Annotated in this window: 17 protein-coding genes, 1 pseudogene and 2 riboswitches; of the genes and pseudogenes, 3 read left to right on the forward strand and 15 right to left on the reverse strand. The window is 67.9% G+C overall.

Features of this window, described 5'->3' with window-relative positions; translation table 11 throughout:
• The 6 genes and pseudogenes from gcvP to ACE2AC_RS12025 form a co-directional block, all read right to left on the reverse strand.
• Nucleotides 1–2,843 (reverse strand): annotated as a pseudogene (gene gcvP / locus ACE2AC_RS12000) (aminomethyl-transferring glycine dehydrogenase).
• A complete protein-coding gene (locus tag ACE2AC_RS12005; RefSeq protein ID WP_375687357.1) occupies nt 2,840–3,346 on the reverse strand; it encodes an SRPBCC domain-containing protein in 507 nt (168 codons plus the stop codon). Before ACE2AC_RS12005 ends, gcvP begins: the two are co-directional and overlap by 4 nt.
• The gene (locus ACE2AC_RS12010) at nt 3,343–3,714 is read right to left on the reverse strand and encodes a VOC family protein (RefSeq protein ID WP_375687359.1); all 372 of its coding nucleotides are present in this window, start codon (nt 3,712–3,714) and stop codon (nt 3,343–3,345) included. The genes ACE2AC_RS12005 and ACE2AC_RS12010 overlap by 4 nt, the downstream gene beginning before the upstream one ends.
• Nucleotides 3,715–3,718: 4 nt before the next feature.
• Nucleotides 3,719–4,078, reverse strand: a complete 360-nt coding sequence (gcvH, locus tag ACE2AC_RS12015) for a glycine cleavage system protein GcvH (protein ID WP_375687360.1) — start codon at nt 4,076–4,078, stop codon at nt 3,719–3,721.
• Nucleotides 4,079–4,108: 30 nt separating this feature from the next.
• The gene (gene gcvT / locus ACE2AC_RS12020) at nt 4,109–5,230 is read right to left on the reverse strand and encodes a glycine cleavage system aminomethyltransferase GcvT (RefSeq protein WP_375687362.1); all 1,122 of its coding nucleotides are present in this window, start codon (nt 5,228–5,230) and stop codon (nt 4,109–4,111) included.
• 86 nt (nt 5,231–5,316) lie between these two features.
• Nucleotides 5,317–5,381: riboswitch (glycine riboswitch) on the reverse strand.
• 3 nt (nt 5,382–5,384) lie between these two features.
• Nucleotides 5,385–5,471: riboswitch (glycine riboswitch) on the reverse strand.
• A 33-nt stretch (nt 5,472–5,504) separates the two neighbouring features.
• Nucleotides 5,505–5,966 carry an RrF2 family transcriptional regulator gene (locus ACE2AC_RS12025; protein WP_375687364.1) on the reverse strand — a complete coding sequence of 154 codons (462 nt, stop codon included), beginning with the start codon at nt 5,964–5,966 and terminating at the stop codon, nt 5,505–5,507.
• Nucleotides 5,967–6,057: 91 nt separating this feature from the next.
• Between ACE2AC_RS12025 and ACE2AC_RS12030 the strand changes: the two genes are divergently transcribed.
• Entirely contained in the window at nt 6,058–6,609 is a 552-nt protein-coding gene (locus tag ACE2AC_RS12030) for a gamma-glutamylcyclotransferase family protein (protein ID WP_375687366.1), read from the forward strand.
• A gap of 9 nt (nt 6,610–6,618) precedes the next feature.
• Here the strand turns inward: ACE2AC_RS12030 and ACE2AC_RS12035 are convergent, their stop codons facing one another.
• From ACE2AC_RS12035 to ihfB, 4 genes are read right to left on the reverse strand one after another with little or no spacing between them, the layout of a single operon-like run.
• Nucleotides 6,619–7,065, reverse strand: coding sequence for a GNAT family N-acetyltransferase (locus tag ACE2AC_RS12035; RefSeq protein ID WP_375687368.1), 447 nt, complete (start codon nt 7,063–7,065; stop codon nt 6,619–6,621).
• Complete coding sequence (locus ACE2AC_RS12040) at nt 7,062–7,700, reverse strand: phosphoribosylanthranilate isomerase (RefSeq protein ID WP_375687369.1); 639 nt, start codon at nt 7,698–7,700, stop codon at nt 7,062–7,064. The genes ACE2AC_RS12035 and ACE2AC_RS12040 overlap by 4 nt, the downstream gene beginning before the upstream one ends.
• A 41-nt stretch (nt 7,701–7,741) precedes the next feature.
• On the reverse strand, nt 7,742–8,083 hold the full coding sequence (locus ACE2AC_RS12045; protein WP_375687371.1) for a lipopolysaccharide assembly LapA domain-containing protein: 342 nt from the start codon (nt 8,081–8,083) through the stop codon (nt 7,742–7,744).
• Between the two features lie 4 nt (nt 8,084–8,087).
• A complete protein-coding gene (ihfB, locus tag ACE2AC_RS12050; protein ID WP_375692102.1) occupies nt 8,088–8,372 on the reverse strand; it encodes an integration host factor subunit beta in 285 nt (94 codons plus the stop codon).
• Nucleotides 8,373–8,676: 304 nt separating this feature from the next.
• Between ihfB and ACE2AC_RS12055 the strand changes: the two genes are divergently transcribed.
• Nucleotides 8,677–9,312, forward strand: a complete 636-nt coding sequence (locus ACE2AC_RS12055; RefSeq protein WP_375687372.1) for an SRPBCC family protein — start codon at nt 8,677–8,679, stop codon at nt 9,310–9,312.
• Nucleotides 9,312–9,656 carry an ArsR/SmtB family transcription factor gene (locus ACE2AC_RS12060; protein WP_375687374.1) on the forward strand — a complete coding sequence of 115 codons (345 nt, stop codon included), beginning with the start codon at nt 9,312–9,314 and terminating at the stop codon, nt 9,654–9,656. The genes ACE2AC_RS12055 and ACE2AC_RS12060 overlap by 1 nt, the downstream gene beginning before the upstream one ends.
• Before the next feature lie 62 nt (nt 9,657–9,718).
• Here the strand turns inward: ACE2AC_RS12060 and rpsA are convergent, their stop codons facing one another.
• The 5 genes from rpsA to ACE2AC_RS12085 form a co-directional block, all read right to left on the reverse strand.
• Complete coding sequence (gene rpsA / locus ACE2AC_RS12065; RefSeq protein ID WP_375687376.1) at nt 9,719–11,383, reverse strand: 30S ribosomal protein S1; 1,665 nt, start codon at nt 11,381–11,383, stop codon at nt 9,719–9,721.
• Between the two features lie 564 nt (nt 11,384–11,947).
• Nucleotides 11,948–12,682 carry an SDR family oxidoreductase gene (locus ACE2AC_RS12070; protein WP_375687378.1) on the reverse strand — a complete coding sequence of 245 codons (735 nt, stop codon included), beginning with the start codon at nt 12,680–12,682 and terminating at the stop codon, nt 11,948–11,950.
• The gene (locus ACE2AC_RS12075; protein ID WP_375687380.1) at nt 12,679–14,001 is read right to left on the reverse strand and encodes an FAD-dependent oxidoreductase; all 1,323 of its coding nucleotides are present in this window, start codon (nt 13,999–14,001) and stop codon (nt 12,679–12,681) included. The genes ACE2AC_RS12070 and ACE2AC_RS12075 overlap by 4 nt, the downstream gene beginning before the upstream one ends.
• Nucleotides 13,998–14,420: a GtrA family protein gene (locus ACE2AC_RS12080; protein WP_375687381.1), complete on the reverse strand. Its 423-nt coding sequence runs from the start codon at nt 14,418–14,420 to the stop codon at nt 13,998–14,000. Before ACE2AC_RS12080 ends, ACE2AC_RS12075 begins: the two co-directional genes overlap by 4 nt.
• Complete coding sequence (locus tag ACE2AC_RS12085; RefSeq protein WP_375687383.1) at nt 14,417–15,883, reverse strand: UbiA family prenyltransferase; 1,467 nt, start codon at nt 15,881–15,883, stop codon at nt 14,417–14,419. The genes ACE2AC_RS12080 and ACE2AC_RS12085 overlap by 4 nt, the downstream gene beginning before the upstream one ends.
• Between the last annotated feature and the right edge of the window lie 105 nt (nt 15,884–15,988).

Genomic DNA, 15,988 nt, shown 5'->3' on the forward strand with positions numbered 1-15,988 from the left:
TCACTCCGCCGCTTCGGCGTAATCGCTCATCGGCGGGCAGGTGCAGGTCAGGTTGCGGTCGCCCCAGGCGTTGTCGACGCGGTTGACCGGCGGCCAGTACTTGTCGACCCGGAAGGCGCCCGGCGGGAAGCAGCCCTGTTCGCGGGAGTAGGCGCGGTCCCAGTCGCCCACCAGGTCCTCGACCGTGTGTGGCGCGAACTTGAGCGGGGAGGCGTCGGCCTCGATCTTCCCGTCCTCGATATCCTTGATCTCGGCCCGGATCGCCAGCATCGCGTCGCAGAAGCGGTCGAGCTCGGCCTTGGTCTCGCTCTCCGTCGGCTCGACCATCAGCGTGCCCGCGACCGGGAAGGACATGGTCGGCGCATGGAAGCCGCAATCGACCAGCCGCTTGGCGATGTCGTCCACGGTCACCCCCGCCTCGGTGAAGGGCCGAGTGTCGAGGATGCATTCATGCGCCACCCGGCCGGTCGGGCCGCGGTAGAGCACGTCGAAGGCGCCCTCGAGCCGCTTCACGATGTAATTGGCGTTCAGGATCGCGACCCGCGTCGCCTGCGTCAGCCCCGCGCCCCCCATCATCAGGCAATAGGCCCAGGAGATCGGCAGGATCGAGGGCGAGCCGTAGGGCGCGGCGGACACCGCGCCTTCGGTGCCGAAATGCGGATGGCCCGGCAGGTGCGGGACAAGATGCGCCTGTACGCCGATCGGGCCCATGCCGGGGCCGCCGCCGCCATGCGGGATGCAGAAGGTCTTGTGCAGGTTCAGGTGGCTGACGTCGCCGCCCAAGTCGCCAGGCCGGGCGAGGCCCACCATGGCGTTCATGTTGGCGCCGTCGATGTAGACCTGGCCGCCGTGGTCGTGCGTGATCTTGCAGACCTCGCGCACCGTCTCCTCGAACACGCCGTGGGTCGAGGGATAGGTGATCATGCAGCCGGCCAGCGCATCCTTGTGCGCCTCGGCCTTGGCGCGGAAATCATCGAGGTCGATGTCGCCGTTGTCCTTCGAGGCCACCGGCACGACCTTCCAGCCCACCATCTGGGCCGAGGCGGGGTTGGTGCCATGCGCCGACATCGGGATCAGGCAGACGTTGCGGTGCCCTTCGCCCTTGGCCTCGTGGTAGGCGGCGATGGTCAGCAGCCCCGCGTATTCCCCTGCGCGCCCGAGTTCGGCTGCATCGAGAAGGCGGCATAGCCCGTCACGTCGCAGAGCTTGGCCGAGAGGTCGTCGATCAGCTCGGCATAGCCCTCGGCCTGGTCGGCGGGCACGAAGGGGTGGAGCGAGGCGAATTCGTCCCAGCTCACCGGGATCATCTCGGCCGCGGCGTTCAGCTTCATCGTGCAGGAACCGAGCGGGATCATCGCACGATCGAGCGCGAGGTCCCGGTCCGCGAGGCGGCGCATGTAGCGCATCATCTCGGTCTCGGCCCGGTTCATGTGAAAGATCTCGTGCGTCAGGTAGGGCGAGGTGCGGACCAGCGCGTCCGGCAGGTCATAGGCGGGCGCCTCGGCCGCGGTCCGGTTGGCGACGCCGAAGGCGCGCCAGACGGATTCGATCACCGCGGGGGTGGTGCATTCGTCCAGCGTGATGCCGATCCGGGTCTCGCCGACCTGGCGCAGGTTGATCCCCTCCTCGCGGGCGGATTTCAGGATCGCGTGCTGGAACGGCCCGACCTCGACCGTGAAGGTGTCGAAGACCTTCTTGGGGAAGACGTCGAAGCCGGCGGCGCGCAGCCCCTCGGCCAGGTCGACGGTCCGGGCGTGCACCCGCTGCGCGATGCCCTTCAGCCCCTTCGGCCCGTGGAACACCGCGTACATCGAGGCCATGACCGCCAGCAGCGCCTGCGCGGTGCAGACGTTCGACGTCGCCTTTTCGCGCCGGATGTGCTGTTCGCGAGTCTGCAGCGCAAGCCGGTAGGCCCGGTTGCCACGCGCGTCGATCGAGACGCCGACAAGGCGGCCGGGCATCGACCGCTTCAGCTCGTCCCGGCAGGCCATATAGGCGGCGTGCGGGCCGCCGTAGCCCACGGGCACACCGAACCGCTGGGTCGAGCCGACGGCGATGTCCGCGCCCATGGCGCCCGGTTCCTTCAGCAGGCAGAGCGCCAGCGGATCGGCGATCACGATGCCAAGCGCCTTGGCCGCGTGCAGCGCCTGCATCTGCTGGGTGAAGTCGCGCAGCACGCCGTTGGTGCCGGGATACTGGAAGATCGCGCCGAAGACGGTCGAGGCGTCGAGGTCCGAGGGCCGCCCGGTGATCACCTCGATCCCCAAGGGTTTCGCCCGGGTGCGGATCACCGCGATGTTCTGCGGATGCAGCGCCTCGTCCACGAAGAAGGTCATCGACTTCGACTTGGCCGCGCGCTGCGCCATGGTCATCGCCTCGGCCGCGGCGGTGGCCTCGTCCAGCAGCGAGGCGTTGGCGATCGGCAGCCCGGTGAGGTCGGCCATCATCGTCTGGTAGTTCAGCAGCGCTTCCAGCCGCCCTTGCGAGATCTCGGGCTGGTAGGGCGTGTAGGCGGTGTACCAGGCGGGGTTTTCAAAGATGTTTCGCTTGATCGCCGGGGGCGTGATCGTGGCGTGGTAGCCCTGCCCGATGAGCGAGGTGAAGACCCGGTTCTTCTTGGACACCGCACGCATCCTGACCAGCAGCTCCTGCTCGCTGAGCGGCGCGCCGAATTTGAGCGGGTCGTCCTGCCGGATCCCCTTGGGCACCGTGTCGTCGATCAGCGCGTCGAGGCTCGCCGCCCCCACCACCTTGAGCATCTCGGCCATTTCCTCGGGCGAGGGGCCGATGTGGCGGCGGTTGGCGAAGTCGTAGGGTTCGTAATCGGTGGGCGTGAAGGTCATTCTCGGGTCCCCTCTTGGGCCGCGCCCGCGCGCTGGCCGGTGTCTTGCAGGTATCGCTCGAGGTTTTCGAGCGACATGCCGATGGCGGTTTCATGGACGACGCGGTCGATGCCCCGCGGCACGTTCTCGGCGGTGACCTCGGCCACCGTACCGCCGTCCGGCACCGGGTCGAAGCGCCAGGTCATGCGCATCGTTCCGGCATAATCCTCGTCGTCGCCTTCGAAGGTGCTGTCGAAGGCGATGGTGTGCGGCGCGTCGACGGTGACGAACCGTCCCTCGGCCACGTCGCTGTCCGCGGTGCTCTTGGCGTCGGGATTCGGCCCGTCGACATAGGTCAGGATCAGCCGGAACCCCCCGCCCTCGCGCAGGTCAAACCGTTCAATCCGGCCGCGCATGCCGTGGGGCGGCAGCCAGACGGCGACCGCCTCGGCGTCGGCCCAGGCCGCGAAACAGGCGGCCGGGGACGCCGCTATGTGGCGTCGGGCGATGTGCGGCACGCTCATGCCGGGCGCCCCGGCAGGTGTTGCAGCACGTTCACCAGGTGCCCGGCCGGGTCGCGCACGAACAGGCGGCGGACGCCCCATGGCTCCTCGACCGGGCCGTAGTCGATGGCGATCCCGCGCAGCCGCGCCCGGGCGATCACCGGGTCGAGGTCATCGACCTCGATCGACAGGGCGGGCGCGGGCGTGCCCGACCCGCCCTCGGTCAGCGCCGAGAGCTGCGGCGACTGCCGGTGCGCGCCCCCCGGCTCCATCGTCACGATGAAGCCCATGTCCATCGCCACGTCGAGATCGAAGAGAGTGCGGTAGAAATCCGCCATCCCCGCGGGGTCGTCGCAGGCTAGGTTGGGGGTGATGCGCAGGACCGTCATCGGATCAGGAGATCATGTCCTTGTATTCGCTTTCGGACATGTAGTCGTCCATCTGCGACAGGTCGGCCGGCTTGATCTTGAAGAACCAGGCGTCGCCCATCGGGTCGTCGTTCACCTTGGCCGGGTTGTCGACCAGCACGTCGTTCACCTCGACGATCTCTCCGTCGAGCGGGGCGAGGATGTCCGACGCCGCCTTGACGGATTCGATCACGACGCATTCGTCGTCCTTGCTGACCTCGGTGCCGACCTCGGGCAGTTCGACAAAGACGATGTCGCCCAGTTGTTCGGCGGCGTGTTCGGTGATGCCGACGACGATGACGTCATCCTCGGGGCGGAGCCATTCATGCTCTTCGGTGAATTTCATGTGTCCTCTCTGTCGTTCTGTCTGGCTGTGTCAGCGTTTGAAGTTGGCGGGAACGAAGGGCAGCGCGGTGACGGTCGCGGGCATCCGCTTGCCCCGCACCTCGCCATAGATCGTGGTACCGGGCGTGGCCAGCGTGGCAGGGACGTAGCCCATCGACATCGGCCCGCCCAGCGTCGGGCCAAAGGCGCCCGAGGTGACAGTGCCCACCGGTTCGGCGGCGTCGGCGCTGGCAAAGAGCTCGGTGCCCTCGCGCATCGGGGCGCGGCCCTCGGGGCGCAGGCCCACGCGCTTGCGTTCGGGCCCGTTGTGGATTTCCGACAGGATGCGGTCGGCGCCCGGGAACCCGCCCGCGCGCGCGCCGTCCGACCGGCGGACCTTCTGGATCGCCCAGGTCAGACCGGCCTCGACCGGGCTGGTCGCGGTGTCGATGTCATGACCGTAGAGGCAGAGCCCGGCCTCGAGCCGAAGGCTGTCCCGCGCACCCAGCCCGATCGGCAGGACGTCCGGGTTGTCGAGCAGCGCGCGCGCCAGATCCTCTGCGTGGGTCGCGGGAACCGAGATTTCGTAACCGTCCTCGCCCGTGTAGCCCGAGCGGGAGACCCAGCAAGCCGTGCCGAGGATCGTCGTGGTGATGACATCCATGAACGCCATCGCCGCGACCTCGGGGGCCAGAGCGGCCAGCGCCGCCTCGGCCTTGGGGCCCTGGAGGGCGATCAGGGCGCGGTCGGTCACCGGCTCGATCGTGACGCCTGTCAGGTGGGCGACCATGTGGGCCAGGTCGGCCTGCTTGCAGGCGGCGTTGACCACCATGAACACGTGATCACCCCGGTTGGCCAGCATCAGGTCGTCCAGCAGCCCGCCGGTGTCGTTGGTGAAGAAACCATAGCGCTGGCGGCCTTCCTTGAGGTCGGCGATGCTGACCGGGATCAGCGCCTCGAGCGCCAGCGCCACGGCCTCGTAGCTGTCGCCGCGCAGGATCACCTGGCCCATGTGGCTGACGTCGAAGAGGCCGGCCTCTGCACGCGTGTGCAGGTGTTCCTTCATCACCCCGGCCGGATATTGCACGGGCATGTCGTAGCCCGCGAATTCGACCATCTTGGCACCAAGTTCGAGGTGCAGCGCATGCAGCGGCGTCTGAAGCAGTGCAGTCATCGTCTCTCCGGTTCCCCCTGCCGGTCTGAGGCGACTCGTCCGGCATCACATACGCGCCGGGCGGATCCCTGACGCTGCAATGCCCCCTCTGTCCCTTCGCCTGAGATCGCTATCCCTTCGGCGGACGCGTCACGCGCGCCTCTCTCCAGAGTTCCTGTATCGGTCGGTCCCGTGGGCCTGAGAGTTTCCGGGGCGGTTGCTCCTTCGGCACCGGCAAAGCCGGTTCTCCCGATCCGATGCGGCGATGATTACCAGCCGCGGCCGCCGATGCAAGTCAAACCGCAGCGGCCTGCCCGCAGGTGACCTCGGGTGCCATGATCTGCATCAGCGCGCCGTTGCCGCAGACGAGGTCCCACAGCGACAGCGCGTCCATGCGGCCATAAAAGGCCTCTACCGCCTCGGCGATGGCCGGGCGCAGGCGGCAGGCATCGACCAGCGGGCAGGTGTTGTCGTCGCCGGCGAAGCATTCGACCACCGGCGTGTCCGCCTCGAGCGCGCGAAACACCTCGCCCGCCCGGATCTCCTCGGCCGCGCGGCCCAGCGTCAGCCCGCCGTTGCGCCCCCTCTGGGTGTGCAGGAATCCCAGCTGCCCCAGTCGGTTGATGACCTGGGCCAGGTGGTTTTCCGACGTGTTGCAGCGCTCGGCGATTTCCGCTTTGGTCACGAGGCGCCCGTCGTTCGCGGCGCAGTACATCAGCACGCGCATCGAGATGTTCGTTCGCTTGGTTATCCGCATCCTGGCGCCTCCCCGCAGATGGCCGATGGGTGCCAAAAAGGTGACAGGCAGATGCATCTGAAAACATGATCTGGATCAAAGAATAACCTAGATGGACCCATATTTCTTCGGCTACGGCTCTCTTGTGAACCGCATGACGCACGACTATCCCGATGCTCGCCCTGCGCTGGCGCGGGGCTGGCGGCGGGTCTGGCGGCATATCGAGGGGCGCGATCACGCGGTGCTGACCGCAGTGCCGCATGCCGACAGCGAGATCGAGGGCCTCGTCGCCGCGGTGCCCGCCGCCGACTGGCGGCAGCTTGACCTGCGCGAGGGGGCTTACGACCGGGTCGACGGGTCGGGTCATGTCGCCCACGACATCGGCGAGGTCGAGCTAGCGATCTACTGGATCCCCGAGAACAAGCACATCCTGTCGGACGCCACGCGCCCCGTGCTGCTGAGCTATCTCGACGTCTGCGTGCAGGGCTACCTGAGGGAGTTCGGCGAGGCGGGGGTCGAGCGGTTCTTTGCCACGACCGACGGCTGGGGCACCGTGCGGGACGACCGCGCCGCGCCGGCCTATCCCCGGCACCAGCGGCTGGAGCCGGTCGAGATGGAGCTGGTGGATCAGCACCTGTCCCGAATGGGGATCGCCCGGGTCTAGGCGGCCCCGTCAGAGCGTTTTCTTGTACCCGAGGTGCGAGGGGTCGTAACCCAGCCGGTCGTAGAACCGGTGCGCGTCCAGCCGCTGGCGGTTGGTCGTCAGCTGAATCAGCGTGCAGCCGGCCGCGCGGGCGCGGCGTTCGGCATCCGCCATCAGCAGCGCGCCGATCCCGCCGCCGCGCAGCGCGTCGGACACCCGCACGCTTTCGACCTGCGCCCGCCGCGCCGCCTTGAGCGAGAGACCGGTGATGAAGGTCAGCTGGTAGGTCGCCACGACCTCTCCGCCCAGCTCTCCGACCAGCAGGGTGTTCGCCCCTTCGCCCTGCATGGCGTCGAAGGCAGCGAGGTAGGGGGCGAGGTCGTCGCCCTCGCGCGTGGCACCGAGGCTGTCGTCGGTCAGCAGCGCGACGATGGCGGCAACGTCGTGGCGGGTGGCCTCGCGAAAGGTGACGCTCACCTGTGCGCCGCCGCGACGAAGGCCTCGATCAGCGCGGCGTCCTTGACGCCCTTCGTGCGCTCCACGCCCGAGGCGGTATCGACCTGCCGGGCACCGGTGCGCAGGATCGCCTCGGCCACGTTGTCGGGGGTCAGGCCACCGGCCAGCATCCACGGCACCGGCCAGCGCCGCCCGGCGATGAGCCGCCACTCGAAGGGCAGGCCGTTGCCGCCGGGAATGACCGAATCCTTCGGGGCCTTGGCATCGACCAGGATCTGGTCGGCCACCTTGCCGTAGGCGTCAAGCGCGGCGACATCCGCCGCGTCGGCGATGCCGACGGCCTTGATCACCGGCAGGCCGTAGCGCGCCCGCACCTCGGCCACGCGTTCGGGCGATTCCTCACCGTGCAGCTGGAGCATGTCGAGCGGCACGGCCCCGGTGATCGCGTCCAGCGTGGCGTCGTCGGCATCGACCGTCAGGCCGACCTTGGCCACGCCCGGCGGCACCTCGACGGCCAGCGCGCGGGCGGCCTCGATGGTCACGTAGCGCGGCGATTTCGGAAAGAAGTTGAACCCGATGTAGGCGACCCCGGCCGCCACGGCGGCCGAGACATCCTCGGCGCGGGTGAGCCCGCAGATCTTGACCCTGGCGTCCATGCGCCGTGCTTAGGCCATCGCCGGGAAAATGGGAAGCGCCGCTACTCCAGCAGCGCGAGGACCTCGTCCTGGCCCTGGGTCTTCTCGTTCTTGAGGCGCTTCACCTCGCGTTCGAGCTGCTTCTTCTCCTGCGTCTTCCTGCGCGCCTCGGAGCGATGCTTGTGCTCGCGGAAGTATTCCCAGACGAAACCGATCAGCAGGCCCGACACGATCCCGATCAGGATCACGATGAAGAGCGGCATGTTGATCGAGAAGTTCCGCCCCCAGAGATCGGCGATCGCCGGCGGGAACAGGGTCAGGGTCACGATCTCGCGGTTGGCCAGGGCCACCGATACCAAGACGATCGCCAGGACGGCGAGGAAGAGATAGCGCAGGAACCGCATAGGCTCAGGCCTTTCCGTTCAGTCTGTCCCGCAGGAGCTTGCCGGTCTTGAAGAAGGGGACGTGTTTCTCTTCGACGTCAACCGCTTCGCCCGTGCGGGGGTTCCGCCCGGTTCTCGCATCCCGCTGCTTGACCGAGAATGCGCCGAAACCGCGCAGTTCGACCCGGTTGCCCGCCGCCATCGCCTCGATGATCTCCTCGAAGATCGTGTTCACGATGCGCTCGACGTCCCGCTGGTAGAGATGAGGATTCTCCTCGGCAATCTTCTGAATCAATTCCGAACGGATCATGCGCAGCAGGCCTCCCGGGCGTTTGTAATTCTTTTGACCACCGACCATGACTATATGGTTTTTGGCCGGAACCGGAAACAGTAAGTGACGGGTAAACCGTCGAAAATTCGGCTGGTTCCCTGCCTATGCGCGGATGTTCGCGAAGATTTCGCCAAAATTTAAGCCAAGCACACGGCCCTAACGTCATGCCGCAGTGCGGCGTGCAACCTCATGATTCGGGCGGGCTTTCCGCGCTCGGCAGGCTGTGGTTGCCATTTTATTAAGTTTGCGCTTAATTAAGGATAGGCTTACATGGAGTGCGCCAATGTCCGATCCCTTCGAACCCCATCTGGGCGCGGTCACCCGCGCCGTCACCGCGACCCGGCGCGATGGCAAGCCCGCCAAGTCCGTCCAGCTGACGCGCGACTACGCCACCGATATCGACGATCTCTGGGATGCCCTGACCCGGCCCGAACGGCTGCAACGCTGGTTCCTGCCGGTCGCGGGCGACCTGAGGCCCGGCGGGCGCTTCCAGCTCAAGGGCAACGCGGGCGGAGAGATCCTGACCTGCGACCCGCCCGACCGATTGTCAGTCACCTGGGAGTTCGGCGGCGACACCTCGTGGGTGGACCTGACGCTCGAGGCCGAGGGCGACGGCACGCGGTTCACTCTGGTGCACACCGCGCTGGTGAACCCGTTCTGGGACCAGTACGGACCCGGCGCCGTCGGTGTCGGCTGGGATCTCGGACTGCTGGGGCTGGCGCTGCACCTCACCGATCCCGAGGCGCGCTTTGACGAGGCCGATTTCGGCGCCTCCGCGGCCGGCAAGGCCTATGTCACCCGCTCGGCCGAGGACTGGGGGCGCGCCGACATCGCGGGCGGCGCCGCGCCCGAGGCCGCGCGGCAGGCCGCGGCCAACACCGCGGCCTTCTACCGCGGCGAACAGGCGCCGGGCGGCTGATGCACGCCTTCGACGTCCTGGGCGATCCGGTCCGCCGCTTCATCCTCGAACGGCTGGCCGAGGGCCAGCTGACCGCCAGCGAGGTTGCCGCCGCCGTCGGGCAGGCGTTCGGCATCACCCCGGCCGCAACCTCGCAGCACCTCAAGGTCCTGCGCGACCACGGCTTTGCCGACGTCGAGCCCGCGGGCGCGCGCCGCATCTACAGCGTCGGCAGCGCCCCCTTCGCCGAAATCGACCAGTGGCTGGACCACTTCCGCCGGTTCTGGGAGCCGCACCTCGACGCCCTGGAGGCCGAGGTGGCGCGCGGCAAGTCCGCACCGGCGGGACGTCCGCGAAAACGCTGAGCGCGCATGCAAAAAGGCGGGCCCGGGGGCCCGCCTTTCCGTGTCGACCTTGCGGCCGATGATTACTCGTCGTCGCCTTTCAGCGCCGCGCCGAGGATGTCGCCCAGCGACGCGCCCGAGTCGGAGGAACCGTACTGTGCGACGGCCTCTTTCTCTTCGGCGATCTCGCGTGCCTTGATCGACAGACCCAGGCGGTGCGACTTGCTGTCGACGTTGGTGACGCGGACGTCCACGTGATCGCCGACCGAGAAGCGCTCGGGGCGCTGTTCGGAACGGTCACGCGACAGGTCGGAGCGGCGGATGAAGGACTTCATGCCTTCGTATTCCACCTCGATGCCGCCGTCCTCGATCGCCGTCACTTCGACGGTGATGATCGAACCACGCTTCACGCCGCCAACGGCGTCGGCGAACTTGTCGCCTTCGACGTTCTTGATCGAGAGCGAGATGCGCTCTTTCTCGGTGTCGACTTCGGAGACCACGGCCTTGACCATGTCGCCCTTGCGGTAGTTCTGGATGGCGTCTTCACCGCGCTCGTCCCACGACAGGTCCGAAAGGTGAACCATGCCGTCGATCTCGCCCGGGAGACCCACGAACAGGCCGAACTCGGTGATGTTCTTGACCTCGCCCTCGACCACGGTGCCTTCCGGGTGCGTCTCGGCAAAGACTTCCCACGGGTTGCGCATGGTCTGCTTGAGGCCCAGCGAGACGCGGCGCTTGGCAGCGTCGATCTCGAGCACCATGACGTCCACTTCCTGCGAGGTCGAAACGATCTTGCCGGGGTGCACGTTCTTCTTGGTCCAGGACATTTCCGAGACGTGGACCAGGCCTTCGACGCCCGGCTCCAGCTCCACGAATGCACCGTAGTCGGTGATGTTCGTGACGCGGCCCGGATGCACCGAACCCAGCGGGTACTTGGCGGCCACCAGGTTCCACGGATCTTCCTGCAGCTGCTTCATGCCGAGGGAGATACGGTGGGTGTCCTTGTTGATCTTGATGACCTGGACCTTCACGGTCTCGCCGATCGTCAGGATCTCGGACGGGTGGTTCACACGGCGCCATGCCATGTCGGTCACGTGCAGCAGGCCATCGACGCCGCCGAGGTCGACGAATGCGCCGTACTCGGTGATGTTCTTGACCACGCCCTCGACCGTCTGACCTTCGGTCAGGTTGGCGATGACTTCGGCACGCTGTTCGGCACGCGATTCTTCAAGGATTGCACGACGCGAGACAACGATGTTGCCACGGCGACGGTCCATCTTGAGGATCTGGAACGGCTGCTTGAGACCCATGAGCGGGCCGGCGTCGCGCACGGGGCGCACGTCAACTTGCGAGCCGGGCAGGAAGGCCACGGCACCGCCGAGGTCGACGGTGAAGCCGCCCTTGACGCGGCCGAAGATCGCGCCTTCGACGCGGGCATCGTCTGCGTAGGCTTTTTCCAGGCGGTCCCAGGCTTCCTCGCGGCGGGCCATCTCGCGCGAGATGACGGCTTCGCCACGGGCGTTTTCAGCTGCGCGGAGGTAGACTTCGACCTCGTCGCCGACGGTGATGTCGGGCTGCTCGCCGGGGTTTGCGAATTCTTTCAGATCAACGCGGCCTTCCATCTTGTAGCCCACGTCGATGATGGCTTGGCCCGCTTCGATCGCGATGACCTTGCCTTTGACGACAGAACCCTCTTCGGGGGTGTCGATTTCGAAGCTTTCGTTAAGGAGGGCTTCGAATTCCTCCATGGATGCGTTGTTAGCCATGTGGCCTATCGGTTCCTTTTCTTCGATTTGGCTGGCCGTGCGGTTGTCTCCGCCGGTCTTGGGGTTTGGTCAGTTCAGCTTCCGCAAACGAAAGAGGGCCGGTGCGTCCCGACCCCTGCTCAGTCCTTCCATCGCGGCGTTTACGCCTTGTCGACGCGCGCGTCTCTACTAGGCCACGGCGGGGAAATCAAGGGGATCCGCCATGTTTCGCTGGTCGGTCGCCGGGTCCGGGCCGCCGGTCAGCTGTCCTTGCCGGGATCCGGGGCGGCCCCGGCGGGCGGAGTTTCCTCGCGCCGGCGGCAGGGAACGAGGCAGTCCATGGCGGTGTCGAGCCCGCGTCCGTCCGGTCGTTCAACCGGTTTTATGGGGATGACGCCGGTCGCGGTGCCGGACGGGCGCGGGCTCTGGGGGAAAGGTTTTGTCATGAAAGTAACGGGGAAAGGGGTTGGCTGTTGAAAACTGGCTGTCCAATGGATGAGTTAGATGGTGCGCTCATCTCTCCAGTCAACACAGTACGGTATTCCCTACCCCTGCGTCACCCGGCGATTATATGCGCATCCGCTTGAACACACCCTCGGGGATGGCGCCGATCACCGTCATCACCAGCCACCAGACGGGTTTCACGTAGATCACGTTTCGGCGACGGCGCACCGCCTTGAGGATCGCCTGCGCCACCGCCTCGGGCTCGGCCGTCAGCTTTTCCGGCAGGTCCATGCCGTCGGTCATGCGAGTCGCGACGAATCCCGGCTTGACCGTGACCACGTGCACGCCCTGCTTTGCCAGACGGTTCCGCAGCCCCGAAAGGTACGCGGTGAACCCCGCCTTGGCCGATCCGTAGATGTAGTTCGTCGCCCGCCCCCGGTCGCCCGCGACCGAGGAGATGCCGACCAGCACGCCGTCCCCGCGCGCCGCCATCCGGTTGGCAAAGACCGCCAGCAGCGTGGCGGGCCCCTCGAAGTTCGCGCGCATCACGGCAGCGGCGGCGTCGTGGTCCGCCTCGTCCCGGTCCTGTTCGCCAAGCGCGCCGATGGCGCAGACGACGATGCCGGGCGCCGGGTCGAGGCCGCTGGCGAACGCCTCGTGCCCGGCCAGGTCCAGCGCGTCCAGCTCGTGCAGCGTCACCTCGACGCCGTGGCGCAGGGCGACGTCGCGGCGCTCGGCCTCAAGCGTATCGGCCCGGCGGGCGGCCAGTTGCACCGGGTGCCCTTCGGCCGCGAAGGCGTGGGCGCAGGCCAGGCCGATGTCAGAGCGTCCGCCGAGGATCAGTACCGTTTCCGTCACAGGTTCAGCCTTTCCGATTGTCCCGAGGCAAAGGCCCCCGTCAGTCCGCGCGCCTCGCGCATGGCGCGGAACGTGGCCGCGCGGTCGTCCATCGCCCGGATCGTCGCCGCCGAGGCCCGGCTGTCCTTGGTCAGGTAGAGCCGTCCGCCATGGTCGAGCGTGATCGCGTCGAGGTCGTTCAGCAGTGCGAGCGTCCGGTCGTTGACCGGGAAATCCAGCGCCAGGGTGTAGCCCTCCATCGGGAAGGAGAACGGCCCGCCCTGCGGTCCGAGGCGTTTCAGAACCGCCAGGAACGACCCCTGCCCCGAGGCCGAGATCGTGTCGAGCAGCCGGGTCAGCCCGGCATCGGCCGCGGCGAGGGGGATGACGCACTGGTACTGCGCAAAGCCGCGGCGGCCGTAGATCCGGTTCCAGTCGAGCACGGCATCGAGCGGGTAGAAATAGGTGTCCCAGTCGACCAGCGCATGGCCCGATTTCCGCGCCCCGGCCCAGTGATAGAGACTGTTGAACGCCCGCAGCGTGTAGCGGTTCAGCGCCATCGCCGGCGCATCCACCGGCACTCGTTTGCGCCGCTTCGGCGGTACGTGGAACGGGCGGTAGCGCTTGTCAGACGGCAGGTCCGCCTGCGCCGCGTGATCGCCCAGCATGACCAGCGAACGGCCCAGGTCGTCGCCCCGGCCAAGGCAATCGAACCAGGCGACAGAGTAGGTGGACGTGGCGCCTTCGAGCACCGCCATCGCCTCTTTCAGGTTGGCCGCGGGGATCGTCTCCTGCGCGATCCAGCCGCTTTCCACCGGCCGCAGGCGAAAGCCGGCCCGCAGGACCACGCCGGTCAGCCCCATCGCGCCGGGGGTCCAGTCGAACAGGTCGCCGTTGGACTGGCGGGTGCAGCGGGTCACCTCGCCATCCGCGCCCATCAGGTCGATCCAGTCGAGGTGCCGGGCAAAGCTGCCATCGCCCCGGTGGTTCTTGCCATGCACGTCGGACGCAATGCAGCCGCCGATGGTCACCAGCTTGGTCCCCGGGGTCACCGCCGGAAACCAGCCCCGCGGCAGGAAGGCGCGGATGACGTCACCCAGAAGGACGCCCGCCTCGACCTCGACACGCCCCGTATCAGGGTCGAAATCCAGCATCCGGCTCATCCGCCGCATGTCGATCGTGCCCCGAGGCTGCAGCGCCGCGTCGCCATAGGCCCGCCCGTTGCCCCGCGCGATCACCGGTCCGGCGCCCAGCGCGTCGCGCACCGCATCCTCGCCCCGCGGGCGGGTCAACGTGCAATCGGCCACCGGGTAGCGGCCCCAGCCGGACAGCCGGGTCATGCCGCATGCCCCCGGACGGGGACAAAGACGAAGCGCTTGTCGAGGTTGAACTTCACGATGTAGCCCACCGTCAGCCCGATCACCGCCCCGACCTCGCGCATGAAATCGGTGCCCCAGACGGCCCAGAACAGCGTCTCGGTTCCCCAAAACACCAGCGTCGTGACGAGCCCCATCAGCGTGTAGAGCGAGAACTTGCGCCGGTGCGCGGCCAGCCCGCCCTCGCCGTCGCGGAAGATCCAGCGCTTGTCGAGCGCGTACTTGACCACCAGCCCGACCCCGGTCCCGACGACCAGCGCCACGGCAAGGCCGCCCCGGTCGATCACCAGCCTCTGCGCTCCGAGGTTCGCGAGCGTCGCGAGGGAGGCGAACAGGCTGTAGCGCCAGGCCAGCGTGAACCCTTTGACGGCATCGGCGCTCACAGCAGGCTCCCCGCGGTGACAAGGCCGAGGCTCGCGATGAAGAGCACCTGGGTCAGCCGGTCGCGCACGGCAAAGACGATCGGGTCGTCATGCATCCGCCCCCGGTGCGTGATGAAGACCATGCGGCTGATCCAGTAGAGCAGGATTGCGCAGAGGCCCCACAGCACCTCGGGCCGCGAATAGAGTTCGCGGACCTCGGGCGAGTCGACGTAGAGCGCCATCACCATCACCGAGACATAGCCCGAGGCCAGCGCCATCATCTCGATCAGCGGCAGGTCGCCGCCCTCGTAGCCACGGCGCGACATCTCGCGCCCGGTGGCCTGGCCGTCGACCAGCTCGGCCTGGCGTTTCACCGCGGCCAGCGCAAAGAAGAAGAAGATCGAGAAGGCCAGCAGCCAGACCGACAGCTCGATCCCCGTCGCCACCCCGCCCGCGATGATCCTGAGCGCGTAGAGCGCGGCCAGCGTGCAGATGTCGATCACGTGCTTCTGCTTGAGCCAGAGCGAATAGGCCGTGGTCGTCACGTAGTAGAGCGCCATCACCGCCAGGAAGAGCGGCCCGAGCAGCACCGAGATCGCGATGCCCCCCAGGAGCAGGGCCGGCGCCATCCATGTCCCGTGGCGCAGCGGCAGGGCGCCGCTGGCGAAGGGACGCAGGCGCTTCCGCGGATGGGCGCGGTCGGCGGCAAGGTCGAGCAGGTCGTTCAGCACGTAGACGCTCGACGCCACCATGCTGAAGGCGGCGAAGGCCAGAACGGCCTGGAACAGGGTCGAAAGGCTGAGCGCGTGACCGGCCAGCAGCGGCAGGAAGATCAGCGCGTTCTTGGCCCATTGATGCGGCCTGAGCGCCCGGAACATCGCGCCCGCGATCTGCGGGGCCTCGCCCAGGTGGCGCATGTCGGTCCGCGTCTCGGCGGCGCGGCGCAGGCCCGGCGCGGCACCCACGCTGATCCCGCCCGCCGCCTCGGCCCAGACCTTGAGGTCGGCCGGCGCGTCGCCGATGTAGGTGAACTGTCGCGCGCCGTAGCGCTCGACCAGGAAGGCGGCCTTTTCGGCCCCTTTCAGGTTGCGCACCCCGTCCGAGCCGTGGACCTCGTCGAAAAGCCCCAGGTGCGCCGCCACACGCTCGGCCACGGACTGGTCCGCCGCCGTCGCCAGTGCCGTGCGCCCGCCCCGCGCGCGCCAGGCGCGCAGCTCGTCGATCACCGCGTCGTTGTAGGGCAGCAGGGCGACATCGACCCGGGCCTCGCCGGCCAGGTGCGCCTTGAGCGCGGCGCGGCCGCGCAGCAGCGCCCAGGTCGCCGGCACCGGCGCCGTCCAGCGCGAGGCGAAGGCGGCCCAGAACGTTTCGAACAGCATGTCGGTGCGCAGGAGGGTGCCGTCGAGGTCACAGACCAGGACAGGCAGGTCGGCCGGGCGCGGTTCGCCCGTTGCGGCAACCGCAACTGCCCCTGAAGATGCCATGCCCTAACCCGTTTCCGCTTTACTGCCACTTGGGCACTACCCGGCCGATGTGGCAAGTTGCAGGCAGGATACGGGTGATGTCGTGACCCGGCAATCCGGCGCGCG

It is taken from the genome of Pseudooceanicola sp. LIPI14-2-Ac024 (assembly GCF_042188925.1).
GTDB lineage: Bacteria > Pseudomonadota > Alphaproteobacteria > Rhodobacterales > Rhodobacteraceae > Pseudooceanicola.